This window comes from Ensifer sp. GW101-20A05 (genome assembly GCF_059424735.1).
This window is the reverse complement of record NZ_JBWKZT010000003.1, coordinates 108,719-122,655: the sequence shown is the minus strand read 5'-3', so window position 1 is coordinate 122,655 and position 13,937 is coordinate 108,719. Positions and strand designations below refer to the sequence as shown.

Below are 13,937 nucleotides of genomic sequence, written 5' to 3'. Positions count from 1 at the left end.
AGTGATCTAAGTCTTTGAAATTACGCAATTCCGGACGGAAAGCCGTTTCACACTTTTCCTGGAATTGCTCTAAATGCCGTTGTCGCCCCCAACGCTGACATCGACCAATGCAACGAAAGAGGCCCCGTCACGCAGGGCCTCTTTCGGTTCAGCGGTTCAGCTTGAGAGAGCGTCGACGCCTCTGGTTGGAAATTGCCTTAGCGCAGCTTCGCCTTCAGCGAGGCATCGGGGAAGCAGGTGGCGGCAAGCCCGCTCTTTGCCTGCCAGTCGCCAAGCGAGCGGCGCGTCTTGTAGCCGGGAAGGCCGTCGACCTTGCCGACGTCATAGCCCTTGGCGACGAGCGCCTTCTGCATGGCGAGAACGTCCGAGCGCAGCATGTTGCCGACGTCGCCCCAGCTCCCGCGGAACGCACCGCCGCCGGTGGCGATGCGGTCGGCGAGATTGCCGATGAACAGCGCATAGAGGTCGGAGTTGTTGTATTCCTTGAGTACATAGAAGTTCGGCGTGACGATGAATTCCGGCCCATGCCGGCCGGCCGGCACCAGCATCATCGACGACGCCGACAGTTCATGCGACGGGAAGGCCTTGCCGGAAATCCGCGTGATGCCCTTGTTGGCCCAGTCCGAAATCGGCCGTGCGAGGTCCGGGCCTTCCTGTGCGCAGGAGACAGCGTCGGGAATCGACACCTCGAAGCCCCAGTCGCGGCCGCGCTGCCAGCCCTTCTTGACGAGATAGTTGGCGATCGACGCCAGGCTGTCCGGCACCGAATTCCAGATGTCGCGGCGGCCGTCGCCGTCGAAATCGACCGCATATTGCAGGAAGCTCGACGGCATGAACTGCGGCTGGCCCATGGCGCCGGCCCAGGAACCGCGCATCGCCGTCTCGTCGACGTCGCCGCTGTCGAGAATGTGCAGCGCCGCGATCAGCTCGCGTCTGAAAAGGTCGGGGCGCGACGACATGAAGGCCTTGGTCGCCAGCACATCAACGACCGGATAGGGGATCTTGGCACGGCCGAAGCCGGACTCACGGCCCCAGATCGCCACGACCACCGAGGCCGGAACGCCATAGGTGCGTTCGATCTTCTTCAGGGTCGACGCATGGGTGGAGGCAAGGCTGCGGCCGGTTGCCGCCAGTCCTTGCAGGCGCTTCTCCGAGAAGTAGCTGCCGGGCGAGGAAAACTCCGCCTGGCTCTGCTTCTGCTCTTTCGGCTTCGGGAAGCCGGGAGGCGCCAGATCCGGCAGGTCCCAGTTGAGCTTCACGTCGGCGAAGGCGGCCTTGAATGAACCGGCGGAAATGCCAGCCTTCTGCGCTTCCGGCCAGAGATCGCTCTGGAGCCAGGCGCGAAACTCCGCCTCGACATCCGCCTTCGTCGCGGCATGCGCGAACCCCAGCCAGCCACAGAGCAACAAGGTCGAAAGTGAAAGAAGTCTCAGCATAAGGCTTCCCTATCGGTTGGATCGCGGCGTTCGAAAATAGCGTCAGATCGACGTGCGGGCGCGAAGGGCGGCGGCCAGCGTGCCCTCGTCGAGATAGTCGAGTTCACCGCCAACAGGCACGCCATGGGCAAGCCGGGTGATCTTCACTTCCATGCCCTCGAGCTGGTCGGTGATGTAGTGCGCCGTGGTCTGGCCCTCGACCGTCGCATTCACGGCGATGATCAGTTCGCGGACGCCGCCATTGGCGACGCGCTGGACAAGTCCTTTGATGTTGAGGTCTTCAGGACCGACACCGTCGAGCGGGGAGAGCGTGCCGCCAAGCACGTGATAGGCGGCGTTCATCGCGCCGGCGCGCTCCAGCGCCCAGAGGTCGGAAACATCCTCGACGACGATGATGACCGACTGGTCGCGACGCTCGTCGGAGCAGACGGTGCAGGGATCGATCGTATCGACATTGCCGCAGCAGGAGCAAATACGGACCTTGCGGTGCGCCTCGCCCATCGCGTCGGCGAGCGGCCCCAGCAACTGGTCCTTCTTCTTGACGAGATGGAGGGCGGCGCGCCGTGCCGAACGCGGCCCGAGCCCCGGGACTTTTGCCAGGAGCTGGATGAGTTTTTCGATTTCGGGGCCGGTGACTCGTTTTGCCATGCGGCGCTTTTAGCCCATATCGAGCCCGAACGGAATCGACTTCGCACACTGCAGTGGGCCATCGCAAAGGGCACAGGAGAAATCGGCGTGCATTCGAGCAAGGCGCAATCTATTGTTGATTGCAGCAGATGGAGGCTCCGATGACCAATACGCCTTTCCGCTATGCAGCCCCCAGCGATGAATGCGATCTGATCATGAAAGGCGGCATCACCTCCGGTGTGGTCTTCCCGCGCGCCATTACCGAACTCGCGACCCGCTACCGCTTCATGCACATCGGCGGCACATCGGCCGGTGCGATTGCCGCCGTCATGACAGCGGCCGCCGAATACCGACGCCAAAGTGCCGCAACGGCGGACGAAAAGAACGCTGGCTTCGCGCTGATCGATGCGATGCCGAAGGAGCTGGCTGCCAATCTCCCGACCTTCTTCCAGCCATCGGCGGAAACAGCGCCGCTCTTTCGCGTCGGGATGGCGATGGTGCGAACGCAGGGAAACAAGGTGGTGGCGGCAGCTCTGGAGACCCTCAGGGTTTTTCACCTGGCGTTGCTTCTTGCCGCCCTCCCCGGCCTCGCGCTGATCGTCGCCGGCATCGCCGCGACCGACTGGGCGCTTGGCATCCTGGGGGCGCTCGTCGTCCTGATCGGCGCGATGGCGATGTTGACCTATCAGCTCTATCGCGCGGTCGCGGTGGTGTTGCCGGCCCACGACTTCGGCCTATGCAGCGGCCTGACCCAACCGGGCGCGAAGAAACCTGCATTCACCAACTGGATTGCCGAGCGGATCGAATTGCCGGCCCGGTTCGCTCCGACGGAGAAGCGCGGCCTTCGACGATCGGCGATCTCGATCGCTACGAGATCACGTTGAAGAGCGTCACCACCGATCTCTCTTCGCGGCGGCCTTACGAGCTACCCTTTGGCGACCGGGTGCACAATTACCGCAAGTCGGAATTCGAAAGGCTGTTTCCGCCGTCCATCATGAGCTACCTCCTGAAGGAGAGCAAACCACGCGACATCGTAGGGCCGGACGGCGTGCGGGATTACTACCAGCTACCGCCGGCAAGGAAGCTGCCGGTGGCGATCATCGCCCGCATGAGTCTCAGCTTCCCCGGATTGATCCGCGGCGTTCCACTCTATCGCTACGATTATTCCCTGCGCGCGGCAGCCCGGCGCGATCCGTCGACCCATATCCGCTGCCTGTTTTCCGATGGCGGCATCACCAGCAATTTCCCGATCCATTTGTTCGACGGACTACTGCCCGGTCGCCCGACCTTCGGTATTTCGCTGGCGAGTTACGATCCGAGGCGCCATGGAGAGGATGAGGACGGATCAGGTGGCAGCCGCGTCCACCTGCCGCGCCGGACGGCCGAGGGCAAGGCAACGCCAGTCTATCCGGTCAAGGGGCTCCTGGGGTTCGTCGGCGCTATCCTCGACACAGCCCGCAACTGGCAGGACACGCTACAGAGCCAACTCCATGGCTACAGCGAACGCATTGTCGAGGTGAGGCTCGACGATGCCAAGGAAGGCGGGCTCAATCTCGACATGGATGGAGAAACCGTGAATTTCCTGAGCATGCTCGGCGGCAAGGCCGGCGACGTCGTGCTCAAGAATTTCGACTTCAACGAACATCGATGGCGCCGGGCGATGACGATGCTGCCGACACTTTCCGAGTCGCTGCGCAAGCTGTCCAATCGTTACATGGAACCGGCGACCGAGCGCAGGATCGACTATCCGGCGATCCTGACGGAATACGATCCGACCGGCCTCGTCGGCGTTACAATGGCTGATCGCCTAGCGCTGAACGAGCTTACCCAGAAGCTCGCAGCCATAGGCGCCGAACTCGATCGGCGCCCGATTCCTCCACCTTCCAGCCAGAAGGTGGATCTCAGGATCACCGCCAGCATGGATACCAATCCACGCGGGGCGAACCCTCCGCGGCCGGACACGCCACCGGCGCCCAATCAATAGAGCGGGATGCGGAATAATGCGTGCGGTTTTCCGAACGCACCGCGCTCCAACTCGTTCAAACCGGTCAGAACGGCAGCTTCATGCCGGGCGGGATCGGCAGGCCGGCGGTCAGTTCGGCGGTCTTTTCCGCCTGGACGGCTTCGGCCTTGTCCTTGGCGTCCTTGTGGGCGGCGACGATCAGGTCTTCGAGGATCTCGACGTCGTCTTCCTTGAAGAGCGAAGGATCGATCTTCAGGCTCTTGAGGGTGCCCTTGCCGTCGAGGCGGACGGTCACCAGACCACCGCCGGACGTGCCGTCGACTTCGAGTGCGGCGATCTCCGCCTGCATCTTCTCCATCTTGGCCTGCATTTCCTTGACCTTGCCCATCATCCCCATGATGTCGCGCATCGTCGTCTCCTGTTTTTCTGTTTCTGCTCGCAGACGGGACTATTCGATGTCGTCGCCAGGGACGATATCGCCGTCGGCGGATTCGGCTGTAGCCGGAGCAACACTCTCGGCCTCTTCCTCGACGGCGCGAATGCGCACGTCGGTGATCTTGGCACCCGGAAAGCGGGCAAGAATGGCAGCGACATCGGGGTCCTGCCGTGCGTCGTTGACGCGCTGTTCCTGCGCCCGCTGTTCGGCCTCGATCAGCGTCGGCTCGCCGCGCTCGCGGCTGTAGCTGACGATCCAATGGATGCCGGTCCATTCCTTGAGCTTGACCGCGACTTCACCAAGCAGCGTCTTCGGCGCATCGTCGGAAACATTGACGTCGAGACGACCGGCCTCGATATGCACCAGCCGCAGGAAGCCGCGCACCAGCGTCTTCAGCTTGATGTCGCGGTTCTTGGCGCAAAGTTCGGCGATATCTGCGATCGAATTGACCGGAACCGACGGCTGCGGCTTGGCAGCTGGGGCCACCGCGGGTCGCTCCTCGATACGGCCGACGGTGACCGGCTGGGGTGCTGCATCCGGCACGGCGCGCAGCATCGTCGCGCCGTTGCTCGTCGGGCGCTGCACCGGCATCGCCTGCGTTGCCTGCGCCGAAATCGATCCTGAGGCGGAGGCCTGTGCCCCGCCGCCATTGCCGCCAACCGGCCCGGAACGGGCGCCGCCGCCTTCACCGCCGGAAAGCTCAAGCACGCGTCGCGCAGCCTCTTCCGGCGCCGGCAGGTGTGCGGCATGCGCCAGCCGGATCAGCACCATTTCGGCAGCTCCCGCCGGGCGCGACGAGCTTTCCGCTTCCGGAATGCCCTTGAGCAGCATCTGCCAGATACGCGAGAGTGCCGTGACCGCAACGCTTTCGGCGAAGACGGCACCGCGGGTGCGCTCGATCTCGCTCAGCGACTGATCGTTGACCGCCTCCGGCACATATTTCATGCGAGTGACAAGATGGGTGAAATCGGCGAGATCGGTCAGAACGACCGTCGGATTGGCGCCGGCTTCGTATTGCGCGGTAAATTCCTGGAGTGCGGCCGCAACATCGCCTTTGACGACATGGTCGAAGAGATCGACGATGCGGGCGCGGTCGGCAAGGCCGAGCATCGAGCGCACGGTCTCGACCTCGACCGCACCGCCGCCGTGCGCAATCGCCTGGTCGAGCAGCGACAGGCCGTCACGCGCCGAGCCTTCGGCAGCACGGGCGACCATGGCGAGCGCTTCCGGATCGAAGGAAACGCCTTCCTTGCCGAGGATCGTCGAAAACAGGCCGACGAGATCAGACGCGCTGATGCGGCGCAGATCGAAGCGCTGGCAGCGCGACAGAACCGTGATCGGAACCTTGCGGATTTCGGTGGTGGCGAAGATGAACTTCACATGTTCCGGCGGCTCTTCGAGCGTTTTCAACAGGCCGTTGAAGGCCTGGGTCGAGAGCATGTGCACTTCGTCGATGATGTAGACTTTATAGCGCGCCGATACCGGGCGGTAGCGAACCTGTTCGATAATCTCTCTGATGTCATCGATACCGGTATGCGAGGCGGCGTCCATTTCGATGACGTCGACATGGCGGCCATCCATGATCGCCTGGCAGTGTTCGCCCGGCACACGAAGGTCGATCGTCGGCCTGTCGGTCTCAGCGGTCTTGTAGTTCAGCGCACGGGCGAGGATGCGGGCGGTGGTGGTCTTGCCGACCCCGCGCACACCGGTCAGCATATAGGCCTGCGCGATGCGACCCGTTTCAAAAGCGTTGGTGAGCGTGCGCACCATCGGTTCCTGGCCGACCATCAGGTCGGAGAAATCCTTGGGGCGATACTTGCGCGCCAGAACACGGTAGGCGGCCGGTTTCTCAACGGATGAAATGGACGTGTCGTCGCTCATCGACCCTGCCGCTGTTCGAACTCTTGTCCCGACAGGACGGAAAAGGTGGGAGGCTGGCACGATGACCCGTGCCGGGGCTCGTTAGGGCTGCTTCCTTCCGGACCTGACCCGGTTGGCGAGTGGCTCGTCCACCACCAACCTCCCGGCTTCCATATCGGCAATATCGAAAGCAAATGCAAGCCAAGCCATCAAAAAACTGATATCGATATGCAAAACAAGGTGAATCCGTTGTCTTTGCCTGAGGAGAATGACTTGGCGACCTTCACTCTTGACGAGCGGCTCGAACGCGACGGCATCCCGATCGCCTCGATCGGCCTGTGTCAGATGCGGCTGATGAACGACCGCCGCTGGCCCTGGCTCGTGCTCATTCCGCAGCGTGAAGGCATTTCGGAAATCTTCGACCTGACCCCACTCGACCAGACGATGCTGACCTTCGAGACGACCATGGCGGCAACCGCCCTGAAGACGGTCACCGGCGCTCAAAAGATCAATGTCGGCGCATTGGGCAATATCGTTCGGCAACTACATGTGCATATCATCGCCCGCAACGACGGCGACCCGAACTGGCCGGGGCCGGTCTGGGGCTTCGGCAAGCCGGAGCCGTGGGACGAGAAAGAACATCGGGACTTCGCAGCGCGCATTCTGGAAAACCTCTGAACATGACGAAATCGATCTTTGACCTTCGTAGCCCGCATCCGGAGCCAAGCACTCTCGTCGCCTTTTCCGAAAACCATCTGGACCGCCAGTCGGAGCACCGCAGCGACGATTGCGTCGAGTTGGCGCTCAAGCACCCGGGCGCCCATTTCCTGGCCTTCTCGGGACCGAAGCTGATCGTCAAGCACGACGAGAAGATCATCGACCCGCTGTTTGCCCCTTACGAACTCGAAGGGCTCGAACCCGTGCTCGACGAGACCATCCTGCTCGGCTACCTGCCGAACGGCGAGCCACGGCTTGCCGTGCCGACGGGCTTGACCGAAGAGACGATCACTGAACCCTTCAAGATCGCCGATGGCCGCACGCTCTACCGGCAGCAGATGCTGCCGGAGGAACTGCTCGGCCAATTCGCCCAGGCCTCGAGCCTCATTACCTGGAACGCCAACAACCGCTTCTGCGGCCGCTGCGCCGGGCCGATGGAAGGCACGGCCGGCGGCTATCGCCGGGTCTGCACCGCCTGCGGCCACATGGTCTTTCCGCGAACAGATCCGGTCGTCATCATGATGACGATCGACCTTGAGCGCGACCTCTGCCTGCTTGGCCGCAGCCCACATTTCGCGCCGGGCATGTATTCCTGCCTTGCCGGTTTCGTCGAGCCGGGGGAGACGATCGAAAATGCCGTGCGCCGGGAAACGCACGAGGAGTCCGGCATCCACATCGGCCGGGTGCGTTACCATGCCTCGCAGCCCTGGCCGATGCCGCACACGCTGATGATCGGTTGTTACGCCGAGGCGAAATCGACCGTCATCAAGCGCGACGAGCAGGAGCTGGAAGACGTGCGCTGGTTCACCCGCGAGGAAACGATCGCGATGCTCGAACGCTCGACCGGCGTTGCCAATACCGGCGACGAGCATATTCCGCCGCCGAAGGGCGCGATCGCGCACCAGCTGATGCGCGACTGGCTCGCCTGGGACGAGCGGGCCTGAGGGCGACGGGTTACGAGGAGGGCCGACCGTGTCCCGCTCCGAACGGCTGCTGGATCTTCTGCAGGTGCTCCGGCGCTACCGCCAGCCGGTGAGCGGCCAGCGGCTGGCGGAAGAGACCGGTGTCAGCCTCCGAACGCTCTATCGCGATATCGCCAGTCTGCAGGCTCAGGGCGCCCATATCGAGGGCGAACCGGGGCTCGGCTATGTGCTGAAACCCGGCTTCATGCTGCCGCCGATGATGTTTTCCGCGGAGGAAATCGAGGCACTGGTGCTCGGATCGCGCTGGGTTTCAAAGCGTACCGACGACGATCTCGCAGGTGCTGCAGCAAACGCCCTTGCCAAGATCGCCGCGGTGCTTCCGGCCGAGCTTCGCGAGGAGCTGGACAGCTCGACCCTGCTCGTCGGGCCGAGCCCGCCGGCCACCAACGGCATCGACATTGCCGCACTCAGGCGGGCGATCCGCAACGAGCGCAAGGTGGAACTCGACTACGTGGACAATGATGGCAGTGCAACGCAGCGCACGATCTGGCCCTTTGCGCTCGGCTTCTTCGAGAACGTCCGCATGGTCATGGCGTGGTGTGAACTGCGCCTGGACTTCCGGCACTTCCGCGCTGACCGCATGCGCCGGATGACCGTGACCGAAGCGCGCTATCCTCGTCGCCGCCAGGTACTGATGAAGGATTGGCGCGCCAGCCAGGACATCGCCGCATCCAAGCGCCAGACGGTCGGCTCCTGACAACTCTCGATGCTGACAGAAGTTGGCAGCCACCACGCCTAGCCTGCAATTCCCCGCAACAAGGAGGAAACAACATGGCCAAGGCAAATCTCATCGTTCTTTATGTCAAGGACCCGCTGGCGAGCGTGGCGTTCTACCGGGATGTCCTCGCGCAGGAACCAAGCGTCACCTACCAGACCTTTTCGTCCTTCGAACTGCCCGGCGGCTTCACCCTCGGGCTCTGGGCCGAACATACGGTCGCGCCGGAGCCGACGGCATCAGGCCATCGCTTGGAACTGGCGTTCATGGTGGAGGATGAGGGCGCAGTGCGCGCGCACTACGAGAAATGGAAGGCGGAAGGGCTGCAGATTGCGCAGGAATTGACCGAGATGGATTTCGGTCCGACCTTCGTCGCGCTCGATCCGGATGGTCACCGGCTGCGCGTCCGCCTCTTCGATTCGTGATCGAGAGGACAGCGGCGCGTATCCCGCCAGCCCTACAGCGCCGCACGTCTTAGCAGACGTGCAAAGGTCGCTGCAGCACTTACATTGCCGCATATTTTTGTCCTTTGATCGGAACGATCAAAGGACACATGCAGACGCGGCGGGATACGCGAATGATGCGGATTAGCGGCCGTAAACGGCGGCCTGGATCTGCGAACGGGACAGACCGATATCGCTCAGTGCGTGATCGTCGAGAGCGTTCAGCTCGCGGATCGCACGGCGGGTCTTCGCATATTCCATGATCTTCTGACGGATCTTCATCTTTAACACTCCTTACGTGAACGAGCGTTAGATAGGCATTTGCCTAAAATTTGTGTACCGCCGCGATTGCAGATTAGGCATGCGCCAGACGCGTAGCCGGTTAACGAATTTTTGCCACTTTCTTACGTCGCGACACGATCGTTAAGCTGATGATTCCCGTTGCAAAACCGCGTTGGATCACGGCCGGAACGAACGGGTGTTGCCACAGCCAATTCTATTAGCCAGGCTTGATAAACGAAGATGACGACATGCGAATGGGAGAAGATCGCAGCCTTTCAGATGCCGCCGGAATTCGATCGCTTCGAGCGCTGGATTGCAGATCAGGTGGGCGCGGGGATCGCCCTGGAGGTCCCGGTGAGGACATCTCGCGCGGGGAGCTTACCGGACGAAAAGTGGTATCGGCACCTTGCGTCCGGTGAGGTGTGGCGGCTCGTCTCGCCCGACTTTCCCTTTCGAGGAACTTTCGAGCAGGTCTGAGCCAAGCGTCAGAGCACGCCGCGCATCGGGTGCGCCTTGTAGGTGCCAAGGATGCGGACCTTCTCGGAGAAGAAACGCAGCTCGTCCATGGCGTGGCGCACGCCGATATCGTCGGGATGGCCTTCGATATCGGCGTAGAACTGCGTCGCCACGAACTTGCCGCCGAGCTGATAGCTCTCGAGCTTGGTCATGTTGATGCCGTTGGTCGCGAAACCGCCCATCGCCTTGTAGAGGGCCGCAGGAATGTTGCGGACATTGAAGACGAAGGTGGTGATGATCAACTCGTCGTCCGCGGAACGCCCTATGCGCTGTTCTTCACGGGAAAGCACGACGAAGCGGGTGACGTTGCTTTCGGTGTCCTCGACGTTCTCGGCGATGATCTCCAGACCATAGAGATCGGCGGCAAGCCGCGGTGCAAGCGCCGCCATCGAGCGGTCGCCCTTTTCGGAAACAAGCTTCGCCGCGCCGGCGGTATCGCCGGCGACGACCGGCTTCCAGCCATTGGAACGCACGATCTTGCGGCACTGGCCGAGCGCGTGGATGTGGCTGTGCACGGTGCGGATTTCGTCACGCGTGACGCCGGGCAGCACCATCAGCTGGAAACGGATCGGCATGAAGTATTCGCCGACGATGTGCAGCCGCGATTCCGGCAGCAGATGATGGATATCGGCGACGCGGCCGGCGATCGTGTTCTCGATCGGGATCATCGCGAGATCGGCGTCACCGTTCTCGACGGCGACGAAGGCATCCTCGAATGTCTGGCAGGGCAGCGGCTCCATCGACGGAAACATGTCGCGGCAGGCCATGTCGGAGTTGGCGCCGTAGTCGCCCTGAAAGGAAATCCTGTTGGTCTTGACGGTCACGGTAGCTTCCTTATTCGGGATGGCGGGCGGAAAGGATACGGCGGGCTTTTTCCAGCTCCACCGGCGTATCGACGCCGAGCGGAACCGAATCGACGATCTCGACGTCGATGCGCATGCCGGCCTCGAGCGCGCGCAGTTGCTCAAGCGATTCGCGGCGTTCGAGCACGGAGGGCTTTAGCGATACGAAGCGCTCCAGCGCCTGGCGGCGATAGGCGTAGAGACCGATGTGATGGTAGAGCGGCCCCTGGCCGTAGGGCGCGGTCGCGCGGGTAAAGTAAAGTGCGCGCAGGCGCGTGTCCGAAAGCGGCGAACCAACGACCTTGACGATGTTCGGATTGGTCTTTTCGCTCTCTTCGGCGATCGCCACCGTCAGCGTCGCGATATCCGTGCTGGCGTTTTCAAGCGGGTTCAGTGCGGCACGGATCGATGCCGGCTCGACCGTCGGCAGATCGCCCTGCACGTTGATGACGATCTCCGCTTCGCCGGTCGGGTCGGCCTTCTGCAGCGCTTCATAGATCCGGTCGGATCCGGACTGGTGATCGATGCGGGTCATGATCGCTTCGAAGCCGGCCTCCCGCACCACGTCGAAGACCTGCTGGTCGTCGACGGCGACGACCACGCGGCCGACGTCCGCTTCCTCGGCGCGTTTCGCCACCTGGACGATCATTGGCAGGCCGCAAATGTCGGCGAGCGGCTTTCCGGGCAGGCGAGTCGAGGCCATGCGCGCCGGAATGAGCACGATGGCTTTACCTGAATTTTCGCGATTCATGATCTGGCCTTCAAAAACCCCGCTGAAAGTGTCAATAAGTCTCAGTTAGGGGCCGATAATCACTGTTGCAACGCAGAGCCAAAAGACATAGGTTCCGCGCGATTTCAAGATAGGCCGGGTTTTTGTTTGCGCCGGTGGCAAAGGGAGCGTTTGCAGATGAATTCATATGTGAACATGGGCGTGGGTGCCTTTCTGGGGACGGTCTTCGTTCTGATGTCCGTGTCCATTGCATCGGAAGGCATTTTCCACTCCGAGGCTCCCGAGAAGGAAGGCTTCGCGATCGTTGCCGAAGAGGGCACGTCTGAAGCCGGCGCCGGCGGCGCCGCAGAAGTCGAAGTCGATATCAAGCCGCTGCTTCTCAAGGCCGATGCTTCTGCCGGTGAAGCCGTGTTCAAGAAGTGCGCAAGCTGTCACACCGCCGACAAGGGCGGCGCAAACAAAGTCGGTCCGAACCTCTGGGGCCTCGTCAACCGTCCGATCGCCTCGCATGAAGGCTTCAGCTATTCGGCCGGCATGAAGACCTTCTCCGAGGGCAGCAAGGTCGTCTGGGATTACGACCACCTGAGCTTCTTCATCGAAGCGCCGAAGAAGCACGTTCCGGGCACCGCCATGGGCTTTGCCGGCGTCAAGAAGCCGGACGAGCGCGCCAACCTGATCGCGTGGCTGCGCGAGCAGGCCGATTCTCCGGCTCCGCTGCCGGATGCGGCTGGCGGCGCTGCCGAAGCGGCACCGGCTGCTGGCGCCGAAGGCGCAAAGCCGGCAGAGGCTCCGGCAACCGAAACCAAGCCGGCTGAAGGCCAGGCCGCTCCGGCGACGGAATCCAAGCCTGCCGAAGGCCAGCCGGCACCGGCGCAATAAGCTTAGCGGTTGGAAACAACCCATTCGAAAGGCCCGGCTCGCGCCGGGCCTTTTGCATTTGCGGGGCACGGTGACGCGACACATCCACGCGAATCGATAGACGGGATTTCGCTCCTCCCGAGGAAACACTTCCCGAAGTTCCGAAGCAGTCACACCAGCAGATAGGCCCAGACCGAAACGCTGACGACGCCGAGCGCGGTCGTCAATGTGATGGTCGAGGAGGCGAGTGCGTGGCCGACGTTGAAATGGTTGGCGATCAGCCAGGCGTTGACGCCGGTTGGAACGGCCGATGTCAGCACCAGCGCCGTCGTCCAGTTGTCGTTGAGGCCAAGCAGGTGGCAACTGGTGAACACGACCCCGGGCATGACGAGGAGCTTCAGCACACTCGTAAAGGAAGCAAGACCGAGATTGCCGGCAAGGCCGTATTTGTCTAGCGCCATGCCGATCGAGATCAGCGCTGCCGGCGCCGCCATCGAGGCAAGCTGATCGACGACAGTCTTCACAGGTCCGCCAAGCGGCTGGCCGACGAGATGAAACGCTGCGCCGCAAGCAAGCCCGATGACCAGCGGATTGCGCACCAGGTTGCGGCCGACGCCGGCGAGAAGATGCAACGGGCTTTGCCCTGGTTTGCCGCTTGCACGGCGCTCGGCACGCTCCATCAGCAGCGTGCCGGCGATCATCATGACCGGCAGATGGACGGACAGCAGGATCGAAATCGCCACTATTCCCTCCTCGCCGACGATGCGTGAAACCAACGGCAAGCCGATGAACACGGTGTTGGCGAAGGCCGAGGAGACGCCGGCAAGAACGCCCATGCGTGGGTCACGCCGGAAGATGAGCGTTGCAGCCAGATGCCCGGCCGCCCAGGTGACGGCAACGCCGGAAAAGTAGGCGACCCAGAGCGGCCAGGGCGAACCGTCCTTGAAATCCGCTTCGGCAATCGTGCGAAATAATAGAACGGGAACGGCAACACGAAAGACGAAGTCGCCGAGCGCTTCGCCGACAGCCGGTTTCAGATAGCCTGACCGAACCAGCAGCCAGCCGGCAAGGATCAGGACGAAGATGGGCAGAACGTTCTGGAAGATGTCGGACATGCGCAGGCCTTGGGATGGGACTGCCAGCAATAACCGCGTTCACGCCAGGATCGCAAGCGCGGCGCGGCAGAGCACTTTCAAGGGAACCTTCGCAGACCGCAGGCGTTCGGGAAGAGCATGAGGAACATGCCATGCCGCCAGATAAGCCCATTTATGCCCATGGAGACGACGATCCGCATCTGACGGATGACGCGCTCGCCGACAAGGTGCTGCGCTTCATCCAGTATGCCGCCCTGGTCGACACGAGCCGCATCTCGGTGATGGCGCTTGGCGGGCTCGTCGTTCTTTCCGGTGAGGTCGCGAGCGAAACGGACGTCGCCTGCGCCGGGGATGCGGCGGCATCGGTGATCGGTGTTGCCAGCGTCGAGAACCGGCTGAACGCGAAGCCGGGCGACGCCGACCCGCATGCCTGAG

Annotated in this window: 17 protein-coding genes and 1 other RNA gene; 9 read left to right on the top strand and 9 right to left on the bottom strand. The window is 62.6% G+C overall.

What is annotated here, in order from left to right; all coding sequences use genetic code 11:
* Nucleotides 1-197: 197 nt before the first annotated feature.
* A complete protein-coding gene (locus tag AC070A_RS09770; RefSeq protein WP_057247813.1) occupies nucleotides 198-1,436 on the bottom strand; it encodes a lytic murein transglycosylase in 1,239 nt (412 codons plus the stop codon).
* A 42-nt stretch (nucleotides 1,437-1,478) separates the two neighbouring features.
* Nucleotides 1,479-2,084 carry a recombination mediator RecR gene (recR, locus tag AC070A_RS09765; RefSeq protein ID WP_057247812.1) on the bottom strand — a complete coding sequence of 202 codons (606 nt, stop codon included), beginning with the start codon at nucleotides 2,082-2,084 and terminating at the stop codon, nucleotides 1,479-1,481.
* 140 nt (nucleotides 2,085-2,224) lie between these two features.
* Here recR and AC070A_RS09760 point away from each other — a divergent pair, with 140 nt between their 5' ends.
* Nucleotides 2,225-2,947 (top strand): patatin-like phospholipase family protein, encoded by a 723-nt coding sequence (locus tag AC070A_RS09760; protein WP_218372972.1) that lies wholly within the window; start codon nucleotides 2,225-2,227, stop codon nucleotides 2,945-2,947.
* A complete protein-coding gene (locus AC070A_RS09755) occupies nucleotides 2,944-4,047 on the top strand; it encodes a patatin-like phospholipase domain-containing protein (RefSeq protein WP_162770855.1) in 1,104 nt (367 codons plus the stop codon). The genes AC070A_RS09760 and AC070A_RS09755 overlap by 4 nt, the downstream gene beginning before the upstream one ends.
* A 64-nt stretch (nucleotides 4,048-4,111) precedes the next feature.
* Here the strand turns inward: AC070A_RS09755 and AC070A_RS09750 are convergent, their stop codons facing one another.
* The 3 genes from AC070A_RS09750 to ffs all read right to left on the bottom strand — a co-directional run bounded on the left by AC070A_RS09750 (nucleotide 4,112) and on the right by ffs (nucleotide 6,486).
* Nucleotides 4,112-4,435 (bottom strand): YbaB/EbfC family nucleoid-associated protein, encoded by a 324-nt coding sequence (locus AC070A_RS09750; protein WP_057247810.1) that lies wholly within the window; start codon nucleotides 4,433-4,435, stop codon nucleotides 4,112-4,114.
* A 39-nt stretch (nucleotides 4,436-4,474) separates the two neighbouring features.
* Nucleotides 4,475-6,343, bottom strand: coding sequence for a DNA polymerase III subunit gamma/tau (locus AC070A_RS09745; RefSeq protein WP_057247809.1), 1,869 nt, complete (start codon nucleotides 6,341-6,343; stop codon nucleotides 4,475-4,477).
* Between the two features lie 45 nt (nucleotides 6,344-6,388).
* Nucleotides 6,389-6,486: signal recognition particle sRNA small type (gene ffs / locus AC070A_RS09740), an RNA gene on the bottom strand.
* A 64-nt stretch (nucleotides 6,487-6,550) separates the two neighbouring features.
* Between ffs and AC070A_RS09735 the strand changes: the two genes are divergently transcribed.
* The 4 genes from AC070A_RS09735 (at nucleotide 6,551) to AC070A_RS09720 (ending at nucleotide 9,162) form a co-directional block, all read left to right on the top strand.
* Nucleotides 6,551-7,000 (top strand): HIT family protein, encoded by a 450-nt coding sequence (locus AC070A_RS09735; RefSeq protein ID WP_057247808.1) that lies wholly within the window; start codon nucleotides 6,551-6,553, stop codon nucleotides 6,998-7,000.
* Between the two features lie 2 nt (nucleotides 7,001-7,002).
* Nucleotides 7,003-7,983 carry an NAD(+) diphosphatase gene (gene nudC / locus AC070A_RS09730; protein WP_057247807.1) on the top strand — a complete coding sequence of 327 codons (981 nt, stop codon included), beginning with the start codon at nucleotides 7,003-7,005 and terminating at the stop codon, nucleotides 7,981-7,983.
* A 28-nt stretch (nucleotides 7,984-8,011) separates the two neighbouring features.
* Entirely contained in the window at nucleotides 8,012-8,719 is a 708-nt protein-coding gene (locus AC070A_RS09725) for a helix-turn-helix transcriptional regulator (RefSeq protein WP_057247806.1), read from the top strand.
* 74 nt (nucleotides 8,720-8,793) lie between these two features.
* Nucleotides 8,794-9,162, top strand: coding sequence for a VOC family protein (locus AC070A_RS09720; protein ID WP_113479329.1), 369 nt, complete (start codon nucleotides 8,794-8,796; stop codon nucleotides 9,160-9,162).
* Nucleotides 9,163-9,324: 162 nt separating this feature from the next.
* Here the strand turns inward: AC070A_RS09720 and AC070A_RS09715 are convergent, their stop codons facing one another.
* Nucleotides 9,325-9,462, bottom strand: a complete 138-nt coding sequence (locus AC070A_RS09715; protein WP_064817013.1) for a DUF1127 domain-containing protein — start codon at nucleotides 9,460-9,462, stop codon at nucleotides 9,325-9,327.
* Nucleotides 9,463-9,702: 240 nt separating this feature from the next.
* Here AC070A_RS09715 and AC070A_RS09710 point away from each other — a divergent pair, with 240 nt between their 5' ends.
* Complete coding sequence (locus AC070A_RS09710) at nucleotides 9,703-9,939, top strand: hypothetical protein (RefSeq protein WP_057247804.1); 237 nt, start codon at nucleotides 9,703-9,705, stop codon at nucleotides 9,937-9,939.
* Nucleotides 9,940-9,947: 8 nt separating this feature from the next.
* Here AC070A_RS09710 and AC070A_RS09705 read toward each other — a convergent pair whose 3' ends face one another.
* On the bottom strand, nucleotides 9,948-10,802 hold the full coding sequence (locus AC070A_RS09705) for a prephenate dehydratase (RefSeq protein WP_057247803.1): 855 nt from the start codon (nucleotides 10,800-10,802) through the stop codon (nucleotides 9,948-9,950).
* A 10-nt stretch (nucleotides 10,803-10,812) separates the two neighbouring features.
* A complete protein-coding gene (locus AC070A_RS09700) occupies nucleotides 10,813-11,571 on the bottom strand; it encodes a 3-deoxy-manno-octulosonate cytidylyltransferase (protein ID WP_057247802.1) in 759 nt (252 codons plus the stop codon).
* 156 nt (nucleotides 11,572-11,727) lie between these two features.
* On the opposite strand from AC070A_RS09700, the gene AC070A_RS09695 reads away from it, so the two are divergent.
* Complete coding sequence (locus AC070A_RS09695; protein ID WP_057247801.1) at nucleotides 11,728-12,429, top strand: c-type cytochrome; 702 nt, start codon at nucleotides 11,728-11,730, stop codon at nucleotides 12,427-12,429.
* 149 nt (nucleotides 12,430-12,578) lie between these two features.
* Here AC070A_RS09695 and AC070A_RS09690 read toward each other — a convergent pair whose 3' ends face one another.
* Nucleotides 12,579-13,523, bottom strand: coding sequence for an AEC family transporter (locus AC070A_RS09690; protein ID WP_057247800.1), 945 nt, complete (start codon nucleotides 13,521-13,523; stop codon nucleotides 12,579-12,581).
* Between the two features lie 131 nt (nucleotides 13,524-13,654).
* Here AC070A_RS09690 and AC070A_RS09685 point away from each other — a divergent pair, with 131 nt between their 5' ends.
* A complete protein-coding gene (locus AC070A_RS09685) occupies nucleotides 13,655-13,936 on the top strand; it encodes a BON domain-containing protein (RefSeq protein ID WP_057247799.1) in 282 nt (93 codons plus the stop codon).
* Nucleotide 13,937 lies beyond the last annotated feature (1 nt).

Excerpts from the sequence above, each read along its gene's own strand:
- AC070A_RS09770 (WP_057247813.1), bottom strand. The coding sequence starts at position 1,436 with ATGCTGAGACTTCTTTCACTTTCGACCTTGTTGCTCTGTGGCTGGCTG.
- recR (WP_057247812.1), bottom strand. The coding sequence starts at position 2,084 with ATGGCAAAACGAGTCACCGGCCCCGAAATCGAAAAACTCATCCAGCTC.
- AC070A_RS09760 (WP_218372972.1), top strand. The coding sequence starts at position 2,225 with ATGACCAATACGCCTTTCCGCTATGCAGCCCCCAGCGATGAATGCGAT.
- AC070A_RS09750 (WP_057247810.1), bottom strand. The coding sequence starts at position 4,435 with ATGCGCGACATCATGGGGATGATGGGCAAGGTCAAGGAAATGCAGGCC.
- AC070A_RS09745 (WP_057247809.1), bottom strand. The coding sequence starts at position 6,343 with ATGAGCGACGACACGTCCATTTCATCCGTTGAGAAACCGGCCGCCTAC.
- AC070A_RS09735 (WP_057247808.1), top strand. The coding sequence starts at position 6,551 with ATGCAAAACAAGGTGAATCCGTTGTCTTTGCCTGAGGAGAATGACTTG.
- nudC (WP_057247807.1), top strand. The coding sequence starts at position 7,003 with ATGACGAAATCGATCTTTGACCTTCGTAGCCCGCATCCGGAGCCAAGC.
- AC070A_RS09720 (WP_113479329.1), top strand. The coding sequence starts at position 8,794 with ATGGCCAAGGCAAATCTCATCGTTCTTTATGTCAAGGACCCGCTGGCG.
- AC070A_RS09715 (WP_064817013.1), bottom strand. The coding sequence starts at position 9,462 with ATGAAGATCCGTCAGAAGATCATGGAATATGCGAAGACCCGCCGTGCG.
- AC070A_RS09710 (WP_057247804.1), top strand. The coding sequence starts at position 9,703 with ATGACGACATGCGAATGGGAGAAGATCGCAGCCTTTCAGATGCCGCCG.
- AC070A_RS09700 (WP_057247802.1), bottom strand. The coding sequence starts at position 11,571 with ATGAATCGCGAAAATTCAGGTAAAGCCATCGTGCTCATTCCGGCGCGC.
- AC070A_RS09695 (WP_057247801.1), top strand. The coding sequence starts at position 11,728 with ATGAATTCATATGTGAACATGGGCGTGGGTGCCTTTCTGGGGACGGTC.
- AC070A_RS09690 (WP_057247800.1), bottom strand. The coding sequence starts at position 13,523 with ATGTCCGACATCTTCCAGAACGTTCTGCCCATCTTCGTCCTGATCCTT.
- AC070A_RS09685 (WP_057247799.1), top strand. The coding sequence starts at position 13,655 with ATGCCGCCAGATAAGCCCATTTATGCCCATGGAGACGACGATCCGCAT.